19 protein-coding genes, 1 tRNA gene and 1 pseudogene are annotated in these 22,675 nt (G+C 72.4%); 9 read left to right on the top strand and 12 right to left on the bottom strand.

The genetic code is table 11. From position 1 onward, the window contains the following. Positions 1-1,154: 1,154 nt before the first annotated feature. Both IF20_RS40925 and IF20_RS22805 read left to right on the top strand, forming a co-directional pair. Positions 1,155-2,018 (top strand): annotated as a pseudogene (locus tag IF20_RS40925) ((2Fe-2S)-binding protein); the annotation flags it as partial. Between the two features lie 800 nt (positions 2,019-2,818). After that, the gene (locus IF20_RS22805; protein ID WP_052867101.1) at positions 2,819-5,155 is read left to right on the top strand and encodes a xanthine dehydrogenase family protein molybdopterin-binding subunit; all 2,337 of its coding nucleotides are present in this window, start codon (positions 2,819-2,821) and stop codon (positions 5,153-5,155) included. 9 nt (positions 5,156-5,164) lie between these two features. Here IF20_RS22805 and IF20_RS22800 read toward each other — a convergent pair whose 3' ends face one another. The 5 genes from IF20_RS22800 to IF20_RS22780 all read right to left on the bottom strand — a co-directional run bounded on the left by IF20_RS22800 (position 5,165) and on the right by IF20_RS22780 (position 8,218). Then, complete coding sequence (locus IF20_RS22800; protein ID WP_052867100.1) at positions 5,165-5,356, bottom strand: hypothetical protein; 192 nt, start codon at positions 5,354-5,356, stop codon at positions 5,165-5,167. Positions 5,357-5,593: 237 nt separating this feature from the next. Next, positions 5,594-5,665: transfer RNA gene (locus tag IF20_RS22795), tRNA-Cys, on the bottom strand. Between the two features lie 125 nt (positions 5,666-5,790). Beyond that, complete coding sequence (locus IF20_RS22790; RefSeq protein WP_234426775.1) at positions 5,791-6,129, bottom strand: hypothetical protein; 339 nt, start codon at positions 6,127-6,129, stop codon at positions 5,791-5,793. 333 nt (positions 6,130-6,462) lie between these two features. Beyond that, complete coding sequence (locus IF20_RS22785) at positions 6,463-7,341, bottom strand: alpha/beta fold hydrolase (protein ID WP_052867098.1); 879 nt, start codon at positions 7,339-7,341, stop codon at positions 6,463-6,465. A gap of 97 nt (positions 7,342-7,438) precedes the next feature. Beyond that, positions 7,439-8,218, bottom strand: coding sequence for a helix-turn-helix domain-containing protein (locus IF20_RS22780; RefSeq protein WP_052867097.1), 780 nt, complete (start codon positions 8,216-8,218; stop codon positions 7,439-7,441). Between the two features lie 592 nt (positions 8,219-8,810). On the opposite strand from IF20_RS22780, the gene IF20_RS22775 reads away from it, so the two are divergent. From IF20_RS22775 to IF20_RS22765, 3 genes are all read left to right on the top strand, one after another. Then, positions 8,811-10,586, top strand: a complete 1,776-nt coding sequence (locus IF20_RS22775) for a DEAD/DEAH box helicase (protein ID WP_052867096.1) — start codon at positions 8,811-8,813, stop codon at positions 10,584-10,586. Between the two features lie 327 nt (positions 10,587-10,913). Then, a complete protein-coding gene (locus IF20_RS22770) occupies positions 10,914-11,555 on the top strand; it encodes an IclR family transcriptional regulator (protein ID WP_052867095.1) in 642 nt (213 codons plus the stop codon). Positions 11,556-11,633: 78 nt separating this feature from the next. After that, the gene (locus IF20_RS22765) at positions 11,634-12,413 is read left to right on the top strand and encodes a YlbL family protein (protein WP_052867094.1); all 780 of its coding nucleotides are present in this window, start codon (positions 11,634-11,636) and stop codon (positions 12,411-12,413) included. Positions 12,414-12,534: 121 nt separating this feature from the next. Here IF20_RS22765 and IF20_RS22760 read toward each other — a convergent pair whose 3' ends face one another. The 5 genes from IF20_RS22760 to IF20_RS22740 are packed head-to-tail and all read right to left on the bottom strand — an operon-like array spanning position 12,535 to position 16,775. Beyond that, positions 12,535-13,536 carry a glycine betaine ABC transporter substrate-binding protein gene (locus IF20_RS22760; RefSeq protein WP_052867093.1) on the bottom strand — a complete coding sequence of 334 codons (1,002 nt, stop codon included), beginning with the start codon at positions 13,534-13,536 and terminating at the stop codon, positions 12,535-12,537. Further along, complete coding sequence (locus IF20_RS22755) at positions 13,536-14,411, bottom strand: ABC transporter permease (protein WP_052867092.1); 876 nt, start codon at positions 14,409-14,411, stop codon at positions 13,536-13,538. The genes IF20_RS22760 and IF20_RS22755 overlap by 1 nt, the downstream gene beginning before the upstream one ends. Beyond that, a complete protein-coding gene (locus tag IF20_RS22750; RefSeq protein ID WP_052867091.1) occupies positions 14,408-15,652 on the bottom strand; it encodes an ABC transporter ATP-binding protein in 1,245 nt (414 codons plus the stop codon). Before IF20_RS22750 ends, IF20_RS22755 begins: the two co-directional genes overlap by 4 nt. Then, entirely contained in the window at positions 15,645-16,292 is a 648-nt protein-coding gene (locus IF20_RS22745; RefSeq protein ID WP_052867090.1) for an ABC transporter permease, read from the bottom strand. The genes IF20_RS22750 and IF20_RS22745 overlap by 8 nt, the downstream gene beginning before the upstream one ends. A 15-nt stretch (positions 16,293-16,307) precedes the next feature. Next, on the bottom strand, positions 16,308-16,775 hold the full coding sequence (locus IF20_RS22740) for an Lrp/AsnC family transcriptional regulator (RefSeq protein WP_030614406.1): 468 nt from the start codon (positions 16,773-16,775) through the stop codon (positions 16,308-16,310). A gap of 134 nt (positions 16,776-16,909) precedes the next feature. On the opposite strand from IF20_RS22740, the gene hppD reads away from it, so the two are divergent. The 4 genes from hppD to IF20_RS22720 all read left to right on the top strand — a co-directional run bounded on the left by hppD (position 16,910) and on the right by IF20_RS22720 (position 21,459). After that, positions 16,910-18,055, top strand: a complete 1,146-nt coding sequence (gene hppD / locus IF20_RS22735; RefSeq protein ID WP_052867089.1) for a 4-hydroxyphenylpyruvate dioxygenase — start codon at positions 16,910-16,912, stop codon at positions 18,053-18,055. A 114-nt stretch (positions 18,056-18,169) separates the two neighbouring features. Continuing rightward, the gene (locus tag IF20_RS22730; protein WP_052867088.1) at positions 18,170-19,534 is read left to right on the top strand and encodes an FAD-binding oxidoreductase; all 1,365 of its coding nucleotides are present in this window, start codon (positions 18,170-18,172) and stop codon (positions 19,532-19,534) included. A gap of 56 nt (positions 19,535-19,590) precedes the next feature. Continuing rightward, positions 19,591-19,878, top strand: a complete 288-nt coding sequence (locus tag IF20_RS22725; RefSeq protein ID WP_052867087.1) for a ribosomal protein L7/L12 — start codon at positions 19,591-19,593, stop codon at positions 19,876-19,878. 135 nt (positions 19,879-20,013) lie between these two features. Continuing rightward, positions 20,014-21,459, top strand: a complete 1,446-nt coding sequence (locus IF20_RS22720; protein WP_052867086.1) for a dihydrolipoyl dehydrogenase family protein — start codon at positions 20,014-20,016, stop codon at positions 21,457-21,459. 127 nt (positions 21,460-21,586) lie between these two features. On the opposite strand, the gene IF20_RS22715 is transcribed toward IF20_RS22720, so the two are convergent. Further along, the gene (locus IF20_RS22715; protein WP_052867085.1) at positions 21,587-21,934 is read right to left on the bottom strand and encodes a tetratricopeptide repeat protein; all 348 of its coding nucleotides are present in this window, start codon (positions 21,932-21,934) and stop codon (positions 21,587-21,589) included. A 70-nt stretch (positions 21,935-22,004) separates the two neighbouring features. Beyond that, the gene (locus IF20_RS22710; RefSeq protein ID WP_052867084.1) at positions 22,005-22,481 is read right to left on the bottom strand and encodes an SsgA family sporulation/cell division regulator; all 477 of its coding nucleotides are present in this window, start codon (positions 22,479-22,481) and stop codon (positions 22,005-22,007) included. Positions 22,482-22,675 lie beyond the last annotated feature (194 nt).

The raw sequence follows: 22,675 nt of genomic DNA, 5'->3' as shown, positions 1-22,675 counted from the left end.
CGCCCGCACCGGACGCAGCCGCCGGACCGGGCGCCGCAGCCGACGGCCGGGCGCAGGACGGCGACGGAACCGGGACGGGGCACGCGGGTGGGGCGGGACTGCCGCAGCCCGCGGCGCCGCAGCACGTCGGGCCGTACCACGTGGGGCCGCACCCCGCGGCGCAGAACGCCGTGCAGCAGGGCGCCTACGGGGCGAGCGACGCACCGGGGGCGCCCGGCGCCGCCGTGCAGTGGCCGCTCCCCGGTGACGCGCACGCCGCGCAGGGCTTCACGGGCCACGCGCCCGCGCCGCACGGCGTCCCCCCGGTGCAGGGCGAGCAGTGGCCCAACCCTGGGCAGAGCACCCAACCCCCTTCGTACCAGAGCCTGTTCGGCACGCCCGGTGGTGGCGGCATCGCGGACGGCATCGCCCTCGCCGACGCCCTCGTCTCGGGCCGCCGCACCACTCCGAAACCGCTGGCCGAGTCGGCCCCCGCCGAGACCGAGACCGCGCCGGCGGAGTCCGAGTCCGCGCCGGCGGAGTCCGAGTCCGCGCCGGCGGGGTCCGGCACGGTGCCTGCGGAGGACGGGGCCGCGCCCACGGAGGACGGCCGTACGGAGGCGGCTGACGCGCGTACGGACGCGGGGGCCGAGCCCGTGCCGGCCCCGGCGGAGCCCCTGACGGCCCCGGTGGAGACCGCGCCGGAGAGCCCCGCTCCGGCGGAGCACCCGGCGGTGGCCGCGGACCCGGAGACGACGCCGGACGGTGTGGCGGCTCCGGTCGACGAGGTGCCGGCCGCCGGGACGGCCCCCGAGGCGAGCGTCGAGACGCCCCCCGAGGAAGAGCCCGTCGCAGCGTCCGAGGGCGCCCCTGCCGAGGCCCCTTCGGAGGCTGCTCCCGAGAGCTCGGAGGGTGCTTCTGAGGGCTCGGAGGCTGCTCCTGAGGAGCCGATCGCCGAGGCCGAGGTGGCTGCCTCCGAGGTGGCCACTCCCGATGCGGCCGAGAGCGGGACGGCCGCCTCCTCGACGGACCAGGCGCCGGACGCTGCCGAGGCCGACGCGTCGGCGGAGCCCGCCGAGGCAGGCGCCCCGGCGGAGCCCGCCGCAGCCGGAACGGCTCCCGAGACCGATGCCGGTCCGCAGGCCGAGGCGCCTGCCGAGACCGCCGCCGACCCCGAGGCCACCGAGGAGGCCCCCGCCGCGCCTGCCGACGCCGGGGCGTCTGCCGACTCCGCGGCGCTTGCCGACTCCGCGGCCCCTGCCGACTCCGCGGTGCCGGCCCCCGCCCCCGAAGGAGCGGTCGCCGCCCCGGAGGAGGCGCCCGCCGCTCCCGAAGAGGCGCACTCCGCCGCCCCCGAGGAGGCGGCGGCCGTCGCGCCTCCCGTGGATCCGGCCCCGCACGCCGACCTGGAGCACCCCCGCGCCTCCTACGTGCTGGCCGTGAACGGCATCGACCGTCCGGTCACGGACGCCTGGATCGGCGAGTCCCTGCTCTACGTGCTGCGCGAGCGGCTCGGCCTCGCGGGCGCCAAGGACGGCTGTTCCCAGGGCGAGTGCGGCGCCTGCTCCGTACAGGTCGACGGCCGCCTCGTGGCGTCCTGCCTGGTGCCCGCCGCGACCACCGCGGGCAGCGAGGTCCGCACGGTCGAGGGGCTGGCCAAGGACGGCACGCCGTCCGACGTGCAGCGCGCACTGGCCGCTTCCGGCGCCGTGCAGTGCGGCTTCTGCATCCCGGGCATGGCGATGACCGTGCACGACCTGCTGGAGGGCAACCACGCCCCCACCGAGCTGCAGGCCCGCCAGGCGCTGTGCGGCAACCTCTGCCGCTGCTCCGGCTATCGGGGCGTCCTGGACGCCGTGCAGGAGGTCGCCCGCGGCCGTGCCGAGGCGGCGCGGGCCGCGGCCGAGGCGCACGACGCGGAACACGCCCAGCCGCACGACCAGGGCCACGGCCAGGACCCGGACCAGGCACCGGGACAGGGGCCGGACCAGCAGGAGCCGACCGCCCGTATCCCGCACCAGGCGGGCCCCGCCGACCCCGGCGCGTACACGGCGGAGCAGTACACCGGCGAGCAGTACGCCGATCAGGGCTATGCCGAGCAGGGCTACGGCGAGGAGCCGCCGCACCCCGAGGCGGCGTACCAGGAGCAGCCGTACGGCGACACCGCAGCCGACGCCGCGTCCTACGGGGACCACGGCCACGCGCACGACACCGGCACCGAAGCGCTCCACGACGCCTCCGAAGGCCGAGGCATCGCCACCCCCGAAGGCCTGCACACCCACGGCGCCCCCGAGGACACCCTCGGTGGCCGGCCCCCGTACGCCGACCAGCCCGGCGCCTACGCCGATGGCACGTACACCGACGGCACGTACCCCGAGGCCCCGTACGCCGGCAACGGCTACCCCGAGGGCGGCTACCCCGAAGGCACGTACCCCGAGGCCCCGTACGCCGAGGGCGGTTATCCCGAGGGCGGCTACCCCGACGCCGGCGGCACGTACGCGGAAGGCGTGCCCACCGCCGACCAGTACGCCACGCCCGGATTCACCGGCGACCCGTACGGCAGCGCCGACGCGTACGCCGGGGCCGACCCCGCGTACAACGGCGACCCGTACGCCACGCACGACTCCTACGGCCGGGACGCGCTCGCCGGGCACGACTCCTACGGCCGCGACGCGCTCGCCGGACACGATTCCTACGGCCGCGACGCCCTCGGGGGCCAGGACGCGCTGGTCGAGGACCTGGACCCGCACCCCGACCCCTCCGCGCACCGCCGTCCCCACCACCCCCACGACCCGAACACCCAGGGCCCGGGGGCCGACCCGCACTCGGGAGGCCTCGCATGACCGGCACGCACGAGGGCGCCGGCGCCGTGACCGTCACCGCCGCGCCGGGCACCGCCCCGGCCACCACCGAAGCCGAACCGGCGCCGCACGGACTGGGCGTATCGCTGCCCTCGGCCGACGCCCCGGCCAAGACCCAGGGCACCTTCCCGTACGCGGCCGACCTGTGGGCCGAGGGGCTGCTCTGGGCCGCGATCCTGCGTTCCCCGCACCCCCGCGCCCGCATCCTCTCGATCGACACCAAGCACGCCGCCGAGATGCCGGGCGTGCGGGCCGTCGTCACGCACGAGGACGTCCCCGGGGACGCCGGGCACGGGCGCGGCACGCCCGACCGGCCGGTCTTCGCCAAGGACGAGGTGCGCCACCACGGCGAGCCGATCGCCGCGATCGCCGCCGACCACCCCGACACCGCCCGCCTCGCGGCCGCCGCCATCGCCGTCGAGTACGAGGTGCTGGAGCCGGTCACCGACCCGCAGCTGGCCTTCGAGGCCGAGCCGTTGCACCCGGACGGCAACCTCGTGCGCCACATCCCGCTGCGCTTCGGGGACCCCGAGGCGACCGGCGAGGTCGTCGTCGAAGGGCTGTACCGGATCGGCCGCCAGGACCCGGCACCCATCGGGGCCGAGGCCGGGCTCGCCGTGCCCCGCCCCGACGGCGGCGTGGAGATCTACACCGCCGCCACCGACCCGCACACCGACCGCGACCTGGCCGCCGCCTGCTTCGGACTGCCCCAGGACAAGGTCAAGGTGGTGGTGACCGGCGTGCCCGGCGCGACCGCCGACCGCGAGGACCCGGGCATCCAGCTCCCGCTGGGCATGCTGGCCCTCCGTACCGGCTGCCCGGTCAAGCTGGCCGCGACCCGCGAGGAGTCCTTCCTCTCGCACGCCCACCGGCACCCGACGATCCTCCGGTACCGCCACCACGCCGACGCCGAGGGCACGTTGGTGAAGGTCGAGGCGCAGATCCTGATGGACGCGGGCGCGTACGCCGACACCTCGGCCGACGCGCTGGCCGCCGCCGTCTCCTTCGCCTGCGGCCCGTACGTCGTCCCGCACGCCTTCGTAGAGGGCTGGGCGGTGCGTACGAACAACCCGCCCGCCGGACACCTGCGAGGCGAGGGCGCGATGCAGGTGTGCGCCGCGTACGAGGGCCAGATGGACAAGCTGGCGGCGAAGCTGGGGCTGGACCCGGCCGAGCTCCGGCTGCGCAACGCCATGGCCACCGGCGACATCCTGCCGACCTCCCAGACCGTCACCTGCCCCGCGCCGGTCGCCGAGCTCCTCCAGGCCGTCAAGGACGCCCCGCTGCCCGACCTGCCCAAGGACGCGCCGCAGGAGGAGTGGCTGCTGCCGGGCGGCCCCGAGGGCGCGGGGGACCCGTCCGCGGTGCGCCGCGGGGTCGGGTACGGCATCGGCATGGTGCACATGCTCGGCGCGGAGGGCGCGGACGAGGTCTCCACGGCCACGGTCAAGGTCAGCGGCTCGGTGGCGACGGTCATCTGCGCCGCGGTGGAGACCGGCTCCGGCTTCTCCACCCTCGCGCGCCAGATCGTCCAGGAGACGCTCGGCGTCGAAGAGGTGCACGTCGCGGCGGTCGACACCGACCAGCCGCCGGCCGGCGCTGCCTGCCACAGCCGGCACACCTGGGTCTCGGGCGGAGCGGTCGAGCGCGCGGCCAAGATGGTCCGCACGCAGCTCCTCCAGCCCCTCGCCCACAAGTTCGGCATGTCCACCGAGCTGCTCCAGATCGCCGACGGGAAGATCACCTCGTACGACGGCGTGCTGAGCACCACCGTCGCCGAGGCGCTGGACGGCAAGGAACTGTGGGCCACGGCGCAGTGCCGCCCGCACCCCACCGAGCCGCTGGACGACACCGGACAGGGCGACGCCTTCGTGGGCCTCGCCTTCTGCGCGATCCGCTGCGTCGCCGACGTGGACATCGAGCTGGGCACGATCCGCGTCGTCGAGCTGTCCGTCGCCCAGGACGTCGGCCGGGTACTGAACCCCGCCCAGCTCCGCGCCCGCATCGAGGCCGGCGTCACGCAGGGCCTGGGCGCGGCCCTGATGGAGAACCTCCGCACCACCCGCGGCCTGGTCCGCCACCCCGACCTGACCGGCTACCCCCTGCCCACCTCCCTCGACGCGCCCGACATCCGCATCGTCAAGCTCATCGAGGAACGCGACGTGGTGGCCCCCTTCGGCGCCAAGCCGGTCTCCGCGGCCCCGGTCGTCGCGGCCCCGGCGGCGGTGGCCTCCGCCGTCCGCGCCGCCACCGGCCGCCCGATAGGCCGCCTCCCCATCCGCCCCCAGGCGGCGGCCCTCACCCCGCTGTCCTGAGAAGGCGGGCTACTCGCCGCTGTCGTCGCCCTCGCCGTCCCGAGCCGTCCCGTCGGCCCGGGGCGGCAGGGTGACGTCCCCGGCGGCCTCCTGGGCCACCTCCGCCTCCCGACGGTCCTTGTCCGCCTTCTCCAGCTCGTCCTTGTCGACCCCGTCCACCGCCTCAGCGCTGGACCCACCGGGTCCGTACGTCTCACCCATCGCACACTCCTCACGGCTGACAGCATCTCGTCCAGCCACTGAGTACCGCGCATCCCCACTGATCATGTCCGCGCGCCCGCGATCAGCCCGGACAGGGAGACGCCCGCTCCTCCATCCGGTCCCGCAGCCGAAGCCGCTGCGCTCGGTACGGGAGAAGGCGGAAAACGAGCCGGACGCGCGGCAGGGCGGCAGCTCCGAAGAGCTGCCGCCCTGCCGTCCCGCACGAACAGGCACCAGAGGCCGTGGCGGGAATCGAACCCGCGTAACTCGCTTTGCAGGCGAGTCCCTGAACCACTCGGGCACACGGCCGGGAGGAGGCGATGTCCTGACCATAGGCCGCGGGGTGGGGGAGTGGGCAAGGGACGGGCGGGGGTGGCCACAAGGTTGCAACACGGGGTTCATGAATCCGGTTGCGGCGGCCCTGCGGGCCCCGGTCAGCCGGCGGTGTTGGTGTGCCAGATGGCCTTGCCCTCGTGGTAGATGACCACGTTGCCGTCGTCCTGGACGACGAGTTCGGCGCCGGGGTTGCCGTGGGTCTCGGAGGCCCAGACCGGCTGCTGGTCGGAGGTGTAGACGACGAGGTTGCCGTCGTTCTGCATGACGGCGTAGTCGCCACGGGGGTAGGCGCCTTCGCCCTGCCAGGCGGCCTTGCCGTTGCGGTAGACGCAGAAGTTGCCGTCTTCCTGGAGCCGCAGGAGGGTGCTGCCGTTTCCGGAGGTCCAGGCCATGTTCCGGGAGATCCGGGACTCCGCGGGAAAGCTTGCGTTCGCCAAGGCCGTGCCCTTTCGCGTCGCGACCGGGGACGTTCCCCGGTGAGAGGCCACGCTAGGGCCGGCAGGACGGGGCATTTCAGGGGAAAAGGCGTCATCCGGATCGCGTGGTGGAGCGGGCGAAAGCAGCGGGGCGGAGCGCCGTGTGTGCGTCCGGAGGCGCGGTGCGCGCCCTGTTCCCGGGCCCGGCGGCGCGGACCGGCCACCGCTGGAGCCGGCTGCGGGCGGGGGCTCTGGCGCGTGTGCGGCCTTGCGGCGGAGGGCGGCTCCGTGCGCCGGTCCCGGACCGCGCTCGTGCCCCGGCCACCGTGCTCGCGAACGAGCTGGGTGAACGGGTCAGGAGAGGGGGGTCTCGCCTGTGCGGAGGAAGGTGTCGAGCAGGGGGCGGAAGCGGTCGGGGTCGTCGATCCAGGGGTAGTGGCCGACCAGGTGGAGGGGGCGGAGCTGGGCGTGCGGGAAGGAGGCGGCGACCAGTTCGCCGGCGCGCATGCCGGAGAGGGCGTCGCGGTCGCCGGTGACGACGAGGACGGGGCAGGTGACGTCGCGGAGGGCCGTCAGCAGGGTTTCGCGGGCGCGGTCGTCGACGGACTGCCAGAAGCCGGCGCGGGGGACGGGGTTGAGCTGGCCGCTCTCGGTGGCGGCGTGGGCGCGCTGAGGCTCGTCCCAGTGGGCGTAGGCCAGCGGGGCGGCGCGCTGGAGGAGTTCGCGTACCTCGTCCATGTCGCCGGTCTCGGCGAGCCGCTGGACGGCGACGGAGGCGTCCGGCCACCACTCCTCGTGAGCGCGGGACTCGAAGATCTGCCGGGCGTCGTCGGGGAGTTCGCCCTGGAGGCGGGAGCCGGGGCAGACGAGGACGAGGCGGCTGAGCCGGTCGGGGTGGGCGGCGGCGTAGGCCTGGGCGGTGGCCGCGGCGGCGCTGTGCGCGAGGAGGGCGAAGCGTTCCAGGCCGAGGTGGGTGCGGAGCGCTTCGAGGTCCTCGGCGAGCCGGGGGAAGGCGTACGCGGCCGGGTCCTCGGCGGCGGGGGAGTCGCCGGTGCCGCGGCTGTCCGGGACGATGAGCCGGCGGTCCGCGTCGAGGCCGCCCAGATCGCCGAGGTAGGCGGCGTCGCGCGCCGGACCACCGGCCAGGCAGACCAGGGGCGGGAGCCCGGAGTCGGCCGGGCCGAGCGTGCGGTAGTGGAGTTCGGCGTCGTCGTACGAGCGGTATGTGGGCATGGCGACAGCTTGCCGGATCGTGTGCCGTCGACCGGAGCAGCGGGTCCGGCGGGTGCACGTGGCCGTCGGCGCTTCCGCGGTGCAGGTCCGGGCGCGCTCAACGCGGTTGAGTGCTGTAGCGCTCCAGCGTCGCCTTACTGGTCGAGGTGTCCATGAGTCGCAGCTCCCACGGCCCCGTGTTGACGTCGAAGTCCTTGCCGAACCCGGCCCACTTCCCGGCCATCCTGCGGCCGGTCGGCTCCACCAGCATCTGTATCGCTCCGTGGTACCGGGCGCCCTGGTAGTAGCCGTCGCTTGCCGTCTGCTCCGTCCACGAGCCTGTGACGACGTTTCTGTCGACGGTCAGTTCCAGGGACAGTGGGCTGTCGGGGTTGGACGACGCTCCCGGCAGGCTTCGCCCGGTCAGCCGGTTGCCGTGCTGCACGAGCACGACATAGTGCCTGCCTTCGTAGGTCTCGTCCCGGCCCGACGAGTAGAACTCGTATCTGGACAGCCATACCCCGCTGAAGTTCTCGGCTGTGGACTGCGTGGCTGTCTGTGGTGTTCCGGATGCCGGAGCCACACCCTCGGAACTGGCGTCCATGTCGTGTCCTCCGGAGCCGTCGTCGTGGACACGTGCCATGGGTACGGGCAGGGCGAATCCCAGGGCTTCGATCGGGCGTCCCGTCACCTGTTCCAGGGCACGGGCGTACACCGGCCGGGGTGAGCGACTGACCCCCGCCTCCCACCGCTGGACGAGTCGCTTGCTGGCCTCGTTGGGCTCGCCCAGTTCCTCGCCTACGCGCCGAAGGGCCTTGGCCAGGTCCTCCTGGCTCATCCGCAGACCGATACGCACGGCCCGCAAGGCATCGTTCGGTACCTGCACGGCAGTCGTCATACGAGGCACCATAGACCCGGCCGCCTGGGTAATGACACCCATTTGACGCCCTGTGGGTGACGCCTGAGCGACGTCCGGTCCGTCGTCGCAGTGACCGGCGTGGGCCGGGACGATCGGCAGTATGAACCGATCCACTCAAGGAGAGCCCGTCACTCTGGGCCCACCCGGCGAGGACGCGTTACCCGGAGACGACTGCGGAGTCTGCGCGGCCCTGGTCGCGCAACGCACAGCGACGCGAACCAGAGGCGATCACTCGGCGGCGTCGGACTGCAACGTGGAGATCCGCAACCATCCGCACGAGGGGCGGCCGCGCACGACCCGCGCGGTCTTCCGGACCAGGCCGGACGGCTGAGAGTGCGGTGCGCGATGCCCTGCCTCTCCCGGCAGGGCATCGCGCCGCCGGAGGCCGGCGCTGCGGCCGGCTCCGCCCCCGGATCGGCGGTGTGAGCTCCGGGTCGGCGGTGTGAGCTGAGTCGCACCCGCTCCGCCGTCCGGCCGGAATTCCGCGACCGGCCGGGCGGCACGGGTACCCTGACGCGGTTGCCGATCGCCGAGCCAGCCGACGGAGACCGTGAGTACTACCACCAGCGCCATGAACAACCAGCACCTGTCCCCGGCCTTTCCGGGACGGGCCCCCTGGGGTACCGCGAACAAGCTGCGCGCCTGGCAGCAGGGTGCGATGGACAAGTACATCGAGACCCAGCCGCGGGACTTCCTCGCGGTCGCGACCCCCGGCGCGGGTAAGACCACCTTCGCGCTCACCCTCGCCTCATGGCTGCTGCACCACCACGTCGTGCAGCAGGTCACCGTGGTCGCGCCCACCGAGCACCTGAAGAAGCAGTGGGCGGAGGCGGCGGCCCGGCTGGGCATCAAGCTGGACCCGGAGTACAGCGCCGGGCCGCTGAGTCGCGAGTACCACGGTGTCGCCGTGACGTACGCGGGTGTCGGCGTCCGGCCGATGCTGCACCGCAACCGCGTCGAGCAGCGCAAGACTCTCGTGATCCTCGACGAGATCCACCATGCCGGTGACTCCCGGTCGTGGGGCGAGGCGTGCCAGGAGGCGTTCGAGCCGGCGACCCGGCGGCTCGCGCTGACCGGTACGCCCTTCCGGTCGGACACCAACCCGATCCCCTTCGTGACGTACGAGGAGGGCAACGACGGCATCCGGCGCAGCTCGGCGGATTACACGTACGGCTACGGGAACGCGCTGGCGGATGGTGTTGTCCGGCCAGTGATCTTCATGTCGTACAGCGGCAACATGCGCTGGCGGACCAAGGCCGGTGACGAGATCGCGGCGCGGCTGGGCGAGCCGATGACCAAGGACGCCGTCTCGCAGGCGTGGCGCACCGCGCTGGACCCGCGCGGTGAGTGGATGCCGAATGTGCTGCGCGCTGCGGACCAGCGGCTGACGGAGGTCCGGAAGTCCATTCCGGACGCGGGCGCGCTCGTCATCGCGTCCGACCAGGAGCAGGCGCGCGCGTACGCGAAGCTGATCCGGGAGATAACGGGGCACAAGGCGACGCTCGTCCTCTCCGACGACACCGGCGCCTCGAAGCGTATCGACGACTTCTCGCACTCCGACGACCGCTGGATGGTCGCGGTCCGGATGGTGTCGGAGGGCGTCGACGTGCCGCGGCTCGCGGTCGGCGTGTACGCCACGACGATCTCCACGCCGCTGTTCTTCGCGCAGGCCGTGGGTCGCTTCGTACGGTCCCGGCGGCGCGGCGAGACGGCCTCGGTCTTCCTGCCGACCGTGCCCATGCTGCTCGGCTTCGCGAACGAGATGGAGGTCGAGCGCGACCACGTGCTCGACAAGCCGAAGAAGGACAGCGAGGACGACCCGTACGCCGAGTCCGAGAAGGAGATGGACGAGGCGAACAAGGAGCAGGACGAGGACACCGGCGAGCAGGAGCAGTTCTCCTTCGAGGCGCTGGAGTCCGACGCGGTCTTCGACCGGGTGCTCTACAACAGCGCCGAGTTCGGCATGCAGGCGCACGCGGGAAGCGAAGAGGAGCAGGACTACCTCGGCATCCCCGGCCTGCTGGAACCGGACCAGGTGCAGATGCTGCTCCAGAAGCGGCAGGCCCGGCAGATCGCGCACAGCAAGAAGCGGCCCGCCGAGGAGGCGGACCTGCTGGAGCTGCCGGCCGAGCGGCGCCCCGTGGTCACGCACAAGGAACTGCTGGAGCTGCGGAAGCAGTTGAACACGCTGGTCAGTGCGTACGTCCACCAGAGCGGCAAGCCGCACGGCGTGATCCACAACGAGCTGCGCCGGGTGTGCGGCGGGCCGCCGAGCGCGGAGGCCACGGCCGGGCAGATCCGGGAGCGGATCAAGAAGGTCCAGGAGTGGGCCACGCGGATGCGCTGAGGTGCGCCGCGCGTACGCGGGTGGTGCAGGGCGGTCCCCGGGCGGGGGCCGCCCTCCCTTCTTCCTGCGGCGCCTCCCTTTTTCCCGGCACCCAGTGCCGTTACGGCAGGATCAATGGGGATAGAGCGGGCAGTGACGACCGGATTCTGGACGGACTCTTCCGCTCACCGGACTGGATCGCTACTGTCCCCAGTCACGAACACGCCCCGTGGCAGCGCCGCCGCGGAGCGCAGCCGGTGCCACTGACCGGCGGCCTCGTCAGCGCTGCCGTGGGACCGGCGGCGCTACCTCCCCCTAGAGCCGCCACCCACCCGAGGAGGAGGCGTCGTGACCGCGGAGACCTCCCAGACGCTCGACCGAGGACTGCGTGTCCTCAAGCTGCTCGCCGACACCGACCACGGCCTCACCGTCACCGAGCTCTCCCACAAGCTCGGGGTGAACCGGACCGTGGTCTACCGACTGCTGGCCACCCTGGAACAGCACGCGCTGGTCCGCCGCGACATCGGCGGCCGGGCCCGGGTCGGCCTGGGCGTCCTGCGCCTGGGTCGGCAGGTGCACCCCCTGGTGCGCGAGGCGGCGCTACCGGCGCTGCGCTCGCTGGCCGAGGACCTCGGCGCCACCGCCCACCTCACGCTCGTCGACGGCACCGAAGCGCTGGCCGTCGCCGTCGTGGAGCCGACCTGGACGGACTACCACGTCGCGTACCGGGCCGGGTTCCGGCATCCGCTGGACCGCGGGGCCGCCGGCCGCGCCATCCTGCACGCCCGCCAGGGCTGCACGGAGGGCGACGGGCTCGCGCTGACCCACGGCGAGCTGGAGGCCGGGGCGAGCGGGGCCGCCGCGCCGCTGCTCGGGGTGAGCGGCATCGAGGGCAGCGTCGGTGTGGTGCTGCTCGCCGACACCGTGCCCGAGCGGGTCGGTGCCCGGGTGGTGGCGGCGGCCAAGGAGGTCGCCGAGGCGCTGCGGTAGCGGGCCGGGAGGTTTCCCGCTGCTTCCGGAGCGCGGCTCGGTGGGATCTTCCGTACGGAGGTCATCTAGGGTGGCGGGGTGTCTTCTCGCGCCCGCACCCTGGCGGTCTGCTCCGCCCTCGTCATCGCGCTCCTCGCCGTCGCGGCCTTCGCGCCGCTGCCGTTCTCGATCGCCTATCCGGGGCCGGCCGCGAACGTCCTCGGCGAGCACAAGGGCGAACCGGTCATCACCGTCCACGGCGCCAAGGCCCGCAAGACCAGCGGTGAGCTGCGGATGACGGCCATCGTCGCCACCGGCCCCCAGGTCTCCGCGCACCTGCCGCAGGTACTCAAGGCCTGGTTCCGGCGGGACGAGGCCGTGATGCCGCGCGACACGGTGTACCCGGTCGGCGACAACACCGAAGAGGTGGCGAAGCACAACGCGACCCAGATGAAGCAGTCGCAGGACGCGGCGGTCGGCGCTGCGCTGCGCTACCTGCACCGCTCCCCGAAGGACGTGCAGGTCGATTTGGAGCTGGCGGACGTGGGCGGCCCGAGCGCCGGGCTGATGTTCACGCTCGGCATCATCGACACCATCGACGGGGACGGCGCGGGCCACGACCTGACCGGCGGCCACTCCGTCGCCGGCACCGGCACGATCACCACCGACGGCAAGGTCGGTCCGGTCGGCGGCGTGGCGCTCAAGACGCAGGCCGCACACCGCGAAGGTGCGAAGTTCTTCCTCGTGCCGCGGGACGAGTGCTCCGACGCGCAGGCCGAGCTGTCCAAGGACATGCGGCTGATCCCGGTCACCACGCTGACCGGCGCGGTGGACGCGCTCAAGGCCCTGAACTCCGGCGGCAAGGTGCCCAGCTGCTGACCTGAGGCCCGGCCGACCGGCTGCGGCCCCGGCCCGACCGGCTCCGGCCCCGGCCGACCGGTTGCGCACCCGGCCGACCGGAGCCGATGCGGCCGGGCACCCCCGCCCCGCTCGCGACGGCTCAGCCCTTCGCCTTGATGAAGCCCTCCTGCACCAGCCAGTCCTTCGCGACCTGGTGCGGGTCCTCGCCGTCCACGTCGACCTTGCCGTTGAGCCGCTGCGCCGTCTTGTTGTTCAGCGCCTTGGTGATCGGATCGAGCACGTCGGCGATGGCCGGGTACTTCTTCATCGTCGGCGCGTACATCTGCGGCGCCACGTTGTAGTTCGGGAAGAAGTGCTTGTCGTCCGCGAGCGTCTTCAGGCCCATCGCCTGGATGCGCCCGTCGGTCGTGTAGACCTCGCCGAAGGTGCAGATGCCGCCCTTCTTGACCTGGGTGTAGATGACGCCGGCCGACATCCGCTTCACGTTCCCCGACGGGATCTTCAGTCCGTACTTCTTGACCATGCCGGGCAGGCCGTCGTTGCGGGTGGCGAACTCGTTCTCCACGCACAGCGTGACCGCGTCCGGGTTCTTCTTCAGCAGCCCGGCCAGGTCCGAGAGGTCGGAGACGCCGTACTTCTTCTGGTCGGACGGCTTGAGCGCCAGCGCGTAGGTGTTGTTCAGCTCCGAGTACGGGAGCCAGACCAGGTCCTTCTTCTTGTCGGCGGCCTTCACCGCCTCCCACTGCTTGCGCTCGTCGGGGATGGGCTCGGTGTTGCCGAGGTAGGTGATCCAGCTCGTGCCGGTGTACTCGTAACTGCCGTCGGCCGTGCCGGAGGTCACCGCCTCGCGGGCGCCGATCGACCCCTGGATGTTGGTCTTGTCCACGACCGTGGCGCCGGCCGCCTTCAGGGCCAGGCCCATGATCTGGCCGAGCACGATCTGCTCGGTGAACTCCTTGGACGTCACGGTCAGCTCCGCGCCCTTCAGCGGCTGCCCCTGATAGCCCGCGTCCTTGCCGGGCTTGACGTCGTCGGTCATCGGGCTGCCGCTGACCAGGCCGCAGCCGCCGAGCGCGAGCGCCGCGAGCAGCGTGCCGGCCGCCGCGAGCGCGGTCGTCCGGTACGTACGCCGGTTCCCCATCAGGTCGTCCCCTCCAGGCCGCGCGGCCGCAGCAGCAGTTCGGCGAGCGATGCCAGCCAGTCGACCAGCAGGGCGAGCGCCACGGTCAGTACGGAACCCAGGATCAGGACCGGCATGCGCTGGGTCACGATGCCGGCCGAGATCAGGTCGCCCAGGCCCCCGCCGCCGCCGAAGGTGGCAAGGGTGGCGGTGCCGACGTTCAGGACCAGCGCGTTGCGCACACCGGCCAGGATCAGCGGTACCGCCAGCGGCAGCTCGACCTTGGTGAGTACGCCCATCGGCGACATGCCGACGCCGCGGGCGGCCTCGGTGAGGGTGGGGTCGATGGCCTGGAGTCCGGCGATGGTGTTGGCAAGTACGGGCAGCACCGCGTAGATGATCATGCCGATGATCGCGGCCTTCGCGCCCACGCCCAGCCAGATGACCAGCAGCACCAGCAGACCCAGGGCCGGGACGGCCTGGCCGAGGTTGGCCACGCCCACCGCCACCGGGGTCGCCTTCCGCAGCTTCGCCCGGGTCAGCGCGATGCCCAGCGGGATCGCGATGATCAGTACGAAGAAGGTGGAGACCGCGGTGAGGTAGATGTGCTGGCGCAGCGCCATCCACACCTTGCCGTCGTCGACCGCCTGGTGGGCGATGGAGTCCAGGCGCGCGCCGCGGAACCACAGCCAGGTGGCGAGCAGTGCCACGAGCAACACGAACGGCAGGAAGGTCGCCTTCTGCCAGGTGATCCGGCGCTGCTGCCGGGACGGCGGCGCGGGCGGCTCCTCCTCGCGCTCGCCGCCGCGTACCTCGTCCCGGAAGGCCAGGCCTCCGACCTCGTGCTCGCCCGGCGGCCGCTCGTCCTGCCGGTGCTGCTCCTCGCGCGGGCTCACGCCGAGGCCCCGTGGGAGGTGTCGATGCCCTCCTGCTCGCGGTGGGTCTGCTGGGCGCGCTGTTCCGCCAGCTCGTGCCGGTGCTCGATGGCCTCCATCCGGTCCGCCTCCAGCAGCTCGTGCACGTTGTTCATCAGCGTCTCCATGTCGACGACGCCGGTGTACTCGCCGCGCCGCCCGGTGACCGCGACGCGGCCTGTGTTGTCGGTGAGGACGGCCTCCAGCGCGTCCCGCAGCGTGGCGTCGCGGGTGACGGTGTCGTGCACGAGCGTGCCGGCCCGGGCGAGCGAGCCTTTGGCGAGCGTGAGGTCGCCGCGGCGCAGCCACTTGTACGGCCGGTTGTGCCGGTCCAGCAGCAGCAGTTCGTTGGCGGCGCCTTCGCGCAGCTTGTCGAAGATGGACTGCAGCGGGTCCTCGACGGTCGCGGTGGGGAAGTCGACGATCTCCACGTCGCGGACGCGGGTGAGGTTCAGGCGCTTCAGGGCCGCGCCCGCGCCGACGAAGCCGGAGACGAAGTCGTCGGTGGGGTTGGTGAGGATGGCCTCGGGGGTGTCGAACTGGGCGATGTGCGAGCGCTCGCGCAGGACGGCGATCCGGTCGCCGAGCTTGATGGCCTCGTCGAAGTCGTGGGTGACGAAGACGATGGTCTTGTGCAGCTCGTGCTGGAGCCGGATCAGCTCGTCCTGGAGGTGGTCGCGGGTGATCGGGTCGACCGCGCCGAAGGGTTCGTCCATCAGGAGGACGGGCGGGTCGGCGGCGAGCGCGCGGGCCACGCCGACGCGCTGCTGCTGGCCGCCGGAGAGCTGGCGGGGGTAGCGGCCGTGGAACTCGCGCGGGTCCAGGCCGACCAGGTCCAGCATCTCCTCGACCCGGTTCTTGATCTTCCCCCGGGACCAGCCCACCATCTTCGGTACCAGCGCGATGTTCTGCGCCACCGTCATGTGCGGGAAGAGGCCGGAGGACTGGATGGCGTAGCCGACCTTGCGGCGCAGCCGCACGGGGTCGATGTTCGTGACGTCCTCGTCGCCGATGGTGATGCGGCCCGCGGTGGGCTCGATCAGCCGGTTGATCATCTTCAGGGTGGTGGACTTGCCGCACCCGGAGGGCCCGACGAGGATCACGATCTCGCCGGCCTTGATGTCCATGGTCACGTTGTCCACTGCCGGGACCGCGCCGCCGGGATAGCGCTTGGTGAGGTTCTCCAACTGGATGGCGGCGCCCGTGGTGGTCTGCTCAGGCACGGATCCCCCTGGGGATGGTCAGGCGTCCGATGAGGACGTACGCGGCGTCGAAGAGGAGCGCGAGGATCACGATGCCGAGGGTCCCCGCGAGGACCTGGTTCAGCGCGTTGGCGCTGCCCAGGGAGGCGATGCCGCGGAAGATCTCGTTGCCGAGGCCGGGGCCCGAGGCGAACGCGGCGATCGCGGCGATTCCCATCAGCATCTGGGTGGCGACCCGGATGCCGGTCAGGATGGGCGGCCAGGCGAGCGGCAGTTCCACCTTGACCAGCCGGGCGACCCGGGACATGCCGATGCCCTTCGCCGCGTCGACCAGCGTGGGGTCCACCCCGCGCAGGCCGACGACGGCGTTCCGGACGATCGGCAGCAGTCCGTAGAGGGTGAGGGCGACGACCGTGGGCGCGACGCCCAGGCCGACGATGGGGATGAGCAGGCCGATCATGGCGAGTGAGGGGATGGTCAGGATCGTGGCCGTCGTGGCGGTGGCGAGGTTGCCGACCCACTCGCTGCGATAGGTGAGCACGCCGACGAGCACCCCGATGAGGGTGGCGAGAACCATGCATTGGAACACCGCGCTGGCGTGCTGATACGTATCGATCAGCAGCTGGGTGTGCCGGCCTGCGACGTACTCCCAGAAGCTCACTCGGGGTCTCCTCGGTCAGTCCCCCGACGCCTGTTGCACCAGGGGGATGATGCGCAGGCGAACCGGATTCTCCATGACAATCGCAGTTGAAGCCCGCATAATGCCATCAAAGCCGACAACCCGGTCGATGACACGTTGCAGATCGGCGTTGGAACGTGCAACCAATCTGCAGAGCATGTCCCCATGTCCCGTCGTTGTATGCAGCTCAAGCACCTCAGGGACGGTTGCCAAATGATTACGAACGTCGGCGCCTTGACCCTGTTTGATCTCGAGCGTGGCAAAAGCGGTCACCGGGTAGCCCAGCGCCGCCGGATCCACATCGGGCCCGAATCCCCGGATCACTCCATTCGACTGAAGCCGGTCCAGCCGCGCCTGCACCGTGCCGCGCGCGACGCCCAGCCGGCGGGACGCCTCCAGCACGCCGATGCGCGGCTCCGCCGCGAGCAGTTCGATGAGCCGCCCGTCCAGCCGGTCGATCGCCATGTGCCGCCTTTCTTTGGGGGTGACGGTGGTCAGGATGTACAGATCGCCCGACGATACCGGTGAGTCGCCGGTCATGTTGTCCAGTCGAATCGCAAACTATTGCGCACCTTGTGGATCGGAGAGAGCCTGCCGCCATGACTGAGACCGTCGATCATTCACCCGGTACGGCAGCGCAGGCGGACCCCTTCCCGGTGAAGGGGATGGACGCCGTCGTCTTCGCCGTCGGCAACGCCAAGCAGGCCGCGCACTACTACGCCACCGCCTTCGGCATGAAGCGGGTCGCCTACTCGGGCCCGGAGAACGGCAGTCGCGAGACCGCCTCCTACGTCCTGGAGTCCGGCGGCGCCCGCTTCGTCTTCACCTCCGTCATCAAGCCGTCGACCGAGTGGGGCCGCTTCCTCGCCGACCACGTCGCGGCCCACGGTGACGGCGTGATCGACCTGGCCATCGAGGTCCCCGACGCCCGCGCGGCCTACGCGTACGCGGTCGAGCACGGTGCGCGGGGCATCGAGGAGCCGTACGAGGCCAAGGACGAGCACGGCACGGTCGTGCGCGCGGTCATCGCGACGTACGGCAAGACCCGGCACACCCTGGTCGAGCGGTCCGGTTACGACGGCCCGTACCTGCCGGGCTTCGTTGCGGCCGACCCGATCGTCGAGCCCCCGGCGAAACGGTTCTTCCAGGCCATCGACCACTGCGTCGGCAACGTCGAACTCGGCAAGATGAACGAGTGGGTGGCCTTCTACAACAAGGTCATGGGCTTCACCAACATGAAGGAGTTCGTCGGCGACGACATCGCCACCGAGTACTCCGCGCTGATGTCCAAGGTCGTCGCCGACGGCACCCGCAAGGTGAAGTTCCCGATCAACGAGCCCGCGATCGCGAAGAAGAAGTCGCAGATCGACGAGTACCTGGAGTTCTACGGCGGCGCCGGCGTCCAGCACATCGCGCTCGCCACCAACGACATCGTCGCCACGGTGCGCTCGATGCGCGCGGCCGGCGTGGAGTTCCTGGACACCCCCGACTCCTACTACGACACGCTCGGCGACTGGGCGGGCGAGACCCGGGTCCCGGTGGAGACGCTGCGCGAGCTGAAGATCCTCGTCGACCGGGACGAGGACGGCTACCTGCTGCAGATCTTCACCAAGCCGGTCCAGGACCGCCCGACCGTCTTCTTCGAGATGATCGAGCGGCACGGCTCGCTGGGCTTCGGCAAGGGCAACTTCAAGGCCCTCTTCGAGGCGATCGAGCGCGAGCAGGAGAAGCGCGGAAACCTGTGAGCGCGGCGCCGGGCCCGGGCGTCCTGCCCGGGCCCGGAACGGCCCCCCGGGTCGCAAGCGGAAACTCTCTTCCGCAATCTTCCGTGTAGGCCGCACGGATGCCAAGGTGTCGCCATGGACCTCATCGCACAGCTGCGCAGCGGACTCCCCGAAGAGGCGGTCCTCACGGATCCCGACGTCACCGGTTCCTACGCCAACGACATGGCCAGCTTCTGCGAAGCGGGCACCCCAGCGGCCGTCGTCCTGCCGCGCACCGTCGAGCAGGTCCAGCACGTCATGCGCACCGCCACCGCGCTGCGCGTCCCCGTCGTCCCCCAGGGCTCCCGCACCGGCCTCTCGGGCGCCGCCAACGCCTCCGACGGCTGCATCGTCCTGTCCCTCACCAAGATGGACCGGATCCTGGAGATCAACCCCGTCGACCGGATCGCGGTCGTCGAGCCCGGCGTCATCAACGCCACCCTCTCCCGGGCCGTGAACGAGCACGGCCTGTACTACCCGCCGGACCCCTCCAGCTGGGAGATGTGCTCCATCGGCGGCAACATCGGCACCGCGTCCGGCGGCCTGTGCTGCGTCAAGTACGGCGTCACCGCCGAGTACGTGCTCGGCCTGGACGTCGTGCTCGCCGACGGCCGGCTGCTGCAGACCGGCCGCCGTACCGCCAAGGGCGTCGCCGGCTACGACCTGACCCGCCTCTTCGTCGGCTCCGAGGGCAGCCTCGGCATCGTCGTGCGAGCCGTCCTCGCGCTCAAGCCCGAGCCGCCCCAGCAGCTCGCGCTGGCCGCGGAGTTCCCCTCCACCGACGCCGCGTGCGCCGCGGTCTGCGAGATCATGGCCCGCGGCCACGCGCCCTCGCTGCTGGAGCTGATGGACCGTACGAGCATCCGCGCGGTCAACGCGATGGCGAAGATGGGCCTCCCGGACTCCACCGAGGCGCTGCTCCTCGCCGCCTTCGACACCCCGGACCCGTCCGCCGACCTGGCCGCCGTCGGCGCGCTCTGCCAGGAGGCGGGCGCCACCGAGGTCGTCCCCGCCGAGACCGCCGCCGAGTCCGACATGCTGCTGCAGGCCCGGCGGCTCACCCTCACCGCACTCGAAGCGGTGAAGACGGCCACGATGATCGACGACGTGTGCGTACCCCGCTCCAAGCTCGCCGACCTGCTCAACGGCTGCGCCGCCATCGCCGAGAAGTACGACCTCACCATCGGCGTCTGCGCGCACGCGGGTGACGGCAACACCCACCCCACCGTCTGCTTCGACGCGGCCGACCCCGACGAGTCCCGGCGGGCCCGTGAGTCCTTCGACGAGATCATGGGGCTCGGCCTGGAGCTGGGCGGCACGATCACCGGCGAACACGGCGTCGGCATACTGAAGAAGGAGTGGCTGGCCCGCGAACTGGGCCCGGTCTCCCTGGAGATGCACCGCGGCATCAAGCAGGTCTTCGACCCGCACGGCCTGTTGAACCCGGGCAAGGTCTTCTGAGCCGTCGCCCCGGCCGCGGATCGGGCGTTGTCGGTGGCAGGCCGTACAGTCCTGCCATGGACAACGCATTGATGGGAGCGACGCTGGTCATCCTCGTGCTCCTGCTGCTCAACAGCTTCGCGGGCAGCCGCACCAGACGGCTGGAGCGCCGCCTGCGGGAGACCGAGCGCCGCCTGGACCTCCTCCTGGCGCACCACGGCATCGCCGACGACCGCCCCGAGCTGGCCGAGATCGACGACCTGATCCGCCGCGACCGCAAGATCGAGGCGATCAAGCGGTACCGGGAGCTGACGGGCGCCGGCCTGGCCGAGGCCAAGGAAGCGGTCGAGGCCCGCATACGCTGACCGGCCCGGCCCGGCCCGCCGGCCGGGCCAGGCCGGATCGTGTCGCCGCCCTGTGGCCCCCGCGGGCCCGCTGCCGGAGGATGGGCGCGAGACCGTCCACCGCCGGAACAGCCGGACGCAGGGAGCGAGAGCCCGATGGCACAGACCGCAGAACCCGCAGCGCAGAGCCGTGAGTACGACGTCGTGGTGCTGGGCGCGGGCCCGGTCGGCGAGAACGTCGCCGACCGCGCGCACGCCCTCGGCCTGAGCGCCGTCATCGTGGAGAGCGAACTGGTCGGCGGTGAGTGCTCGTACTGGGCGTGCATGCCGTCCAAGGCGCTGCTGCGCCCGGTCGCCGCGCGCGCCGACGCCCGCCGGGTCCCCGGGCTGCCCGAGGCCGCGGGCGGACCGCTCGACGCCCGTGCCGTGTTCGCCCGCCGCGACGCCTTCACCTCGCACTGGAAGGACGACGGCCAGGTCGACTGGCTGGACTCGGCCGGCATCGACTTCGTACGGGGCAAGGGCCGGCTGGCGGGCCCCAAGCGGGTGACCGTCGACGGCGGCCCCGAGCTGATCGCCCGGCACGCCGTCGCGGTCTGTACGGGCAGCAGCGCGGCGCTCCCGGACCTGCCGGGTCTGGCCACCGCGCGCCCGTGGACCAGCCGCGAGGCGACCAGCGCGCAGACGGTGCCGGGCCGGCTCGCGGTGGTCGGCGGCGGTGTGGTCGCCGTGGAGATGGCGACCGCCTTCCAGGCGCTCGGCTCCCGCGTCACGATGCTCGTACGGGGCTCCTCGCTGCTGGCCCGCATGGAGCCGTTCGCCGGCGAACTGGTCGCCGAGTCCCTGGCCGAGGGCGGCGCCGACCTCCGCTGGAACACCTCCGTCGAAGAGGTGCGCCGCGCCGACCCGGACGGCCCGGTCACCCTCACCCTGGGCGGCGGCGAGCGGATCGAGGCCGACGAGGTGCTCTTCGCCACCGGACGCGCGCCGCGCACGGACGACCTGGGCCTGGAGACCGTGGGCCTGGAGCCGGGCAGCTGGCTGGAGGTCGACGACAGCTGCCTGGTGACGGCGGTCGAGGGGGGCTGGCTGTACGCGGTCGGCGACGTCAACCACCGGGCCCTCCTCACCCACCAGGGCAAGTACCAGGCCCGGATCGCGGGCGCCGCCATCGCGGCCCGCGCCCGGGGCGCGTCGAAGCTCGACACCGGCCGCTGGGGCGCGCACGCCGCGACGGCCGACACCGCCGCCGTCCCGCAGGTCGTCTTCACCGACCCCGAGGCGGCCTCGGCCGGGCTGACCACCGAGGAGGCCGAGCGCGCGGGGTACCGCGTCCGCAGCGTCGACGTCGACCTGGGCGGCGTGGCGGGCGCGAGCCTGTACGCCGACGGCTACCGCGGCCGGGCGCGGATGGTCGTCGACCTGGACCGCGAGGTGGTGCTCGGCGCGACGTTCGTCGGCCCCGGCATCGGTGAGCTGCTGCATTCGGCGACCGTCGCGGTGGCCGCCGAGGTGCCGCTGTCCCGGCTGTGGCACGCGGTGCCCGCATACCCGACGATCAGCGAGGTGTGGCTGCGGCTGCTGGAGGCCTATCGAGGCTGAGGCCCTGCTCAGCAGGTTGTACGGCGCCCGTGGGCTGGGCCGCCTGAGCGACGACAACGAGGATCCCGGCGACTCCGGCGGCTACGGCCGGGGCGCGGCCGTAGGGGGGCCGGGTGGCCCCCACGGCTCAGATGGAATCCGCTTCGCCGGTCATGGCGGCGGCGATCCGCAGGTAGCGGGTGGCCTCCTCGGCGCGCCCCTGGCGCTGGAGGGTGCGGCCCAGCATCAGCTGGGCGTAGCTCTCGACCGGGTCCCGCTCCAGGACCGCGCGCAGCTCCGTCTCCGCGCGCCACAGCTGCGCGGAGTGGTAGTAGGCGCGGGCCAGCAGCAGCCGCGGCGCGACCTGCTCGGGGACCTCGTCGACGAGCCCTTCGAGGATGTGCGCCGCGGTGATGTAGTCCTTGGCGTCGAAGAAGAGTCCCGCACGGTCCCAGCGCTCGGCGGGGCTGCCGTGCGTGTAGTACGTCTCGGTCATGGTCGCGGCAACGCCCCGAGGCGGGTGAACATTCCATCGACATCGGGGTGCGGCCTGCGGGTCAATACACCTAGGCGCCGTTCTCCGGCGACTCGTCCGACGGCCACGCGTCACCCAGCCACAGCTCGTCCCGCGCGGCCGGCGCCAGCAGCTCCCTCAGCCCTTTGTCGATGCCGAGGTGCTCCTCCTCGGTGCCCGGCGGCACCAGCCGCAGGGTCCGCTCCAGCCAGGCCGACACCGCGGTGGCCGGCGCCTCCAGCAGCGCGTCCCCGTCCGGCGAACTGAGCGCCATGCAGACCAGGCTGCGGCCCTCGACCTTGGTCGGCCACACCCGCACGTCGCCGTGCCCGCACGGCCGGAACACCCCCTCCACCAGCAACTCGCGGGCGAACGTCCAGTTGACGGGGGAGTCGGATCCGATGTGGAAGGCGACGTGTACGGCGTAGGGGTCGTCGGTCCGGTAGGTGAGCCGGGCGGGCACCGCGACGCTGCGCTCCGGCGACAGCACCAGACCCAGTTCCAGCTCTCGTTCCACCACGGTGTGCATGAGTCACGCCTCTCTATGTTCCGGTGCGGGCACCCCGTGAGCAACTGCCCGCACAGGGATAGAGGCCGTAGCTCCCGGACCATTACGCGACTTCGTACAACTTTTTTCGGACCCCCCTTCCGAGGGGTGCGGAGCCGGGACATACCCGGCGACCACCCCCCGTCTGATAGATGTGGACGCTGCGTTGCGGCAGA

It is taken from the genome of Streptomyces niger, from assembly GCF_000718305.1.
Lineage (GTDB): Bacteria > Actinomycetota > Actinomycetes > Streptomycetales > Streptomycetaceae > Streptomyces > Streptomyces niger.
This window is presented reverse-complemented; position numbering and strand designations above follow the sequence as displayed.

Excerpts from the sequence above, each read along its gene's own strand:
- IF20_RS22805 (WP_052867101.1), top strand. The coding sequence starts at position 2,819 with ATGACCGGCACGCACGAGGGCGCCGGCGCCGTGACCGTCACCGCCGCG.
- IF20_RS22800 (WP_052867100.1), bottom strand. The coding sequence starts at position 5,356 with ATGGGTGAGACGTACGGACCCGGTGGGTCCAGCGCTGAGGCGGTGGAC.
- IF20_RS22785 (WP_052867098.1), bottom strand. The coding sequence starts at position 7,341 with ATGCCCACATACCGCTCGTACGACGACGCCGAACTCCACTACCGCACG.
- IF20_RS22780 (WP_052867097.1), bottom strand. The coding sequence starts at position 8,218 with ATGACGACTGCCGTGCAGGTACCGAACGATGCCTTGCGGGCCGTGCGT.
- IF20_RS22775 (WP_052867096.1), top strand. The coding sequence starts at position 8,811 with ATGAACAACCAGCACCTGTCCCCGGCCTTTCCGGGACGGGCCCCCTGG.
- IF20_RS22760 (WP_052867093.1), bottom strand. The coding sequence starts at position 13,536 with ATGGGGAACCGGCGTACGTACCGGACGACCGCGCTCGCGGCGGCCGGC.
- IF20_RS22740 (WP_030614406.1), bottom strand. The coding sequence starts at position 16,775 with ATGGCGATCGACCGGCTGGACGGGCGGCTCATCGAACTGCTCGCGGCG.
- hppD (WP_052867089.1), top strand. The coding sequence starts at position 16,910 with ATGACTGAGACCGTCGATCATTCACCCGGTACGGCAGCGCAGGCGGAC.
- IF20_RS22730 (WP_052867088.1), top strand. The coding sequence starts at position 18,170 with ATGGACCTCATCGCACAGCTGCGCAGCGGACTCCCCGAAGAGGCGGTC.
- IF20_RS22725 (WP_052867087.1), top strand. The coding sequence starts at position 19,591 with ATGGACAACGCATTGATGGGAGCGACGCTGGTCATCCTCGTGCTCCTG.
- IF20_RS22720 (WP_052867086.1), top strand. The coding sequence starts at position 20,014 with ATGGCACAGACCGCAGAACCCGCAGCGCAGAGCCGTGAGTACGACGTC.
- IF20_RS22715 (WP_052867085.1), bottom strand. The coding sequence starts at position 21,934 with ATGACCGAGACGTACTACACGCACGGCAGCCCCGCCGAGCGCTGGGAC.
- IF20_RS22710 (WP_052867084.1), bottom strand. The coding sequence starts at position 22,481 with ATGCACACCGTGGTGGAACGAGAGCTGGAACTGGGTCTGGTGCTGTCG.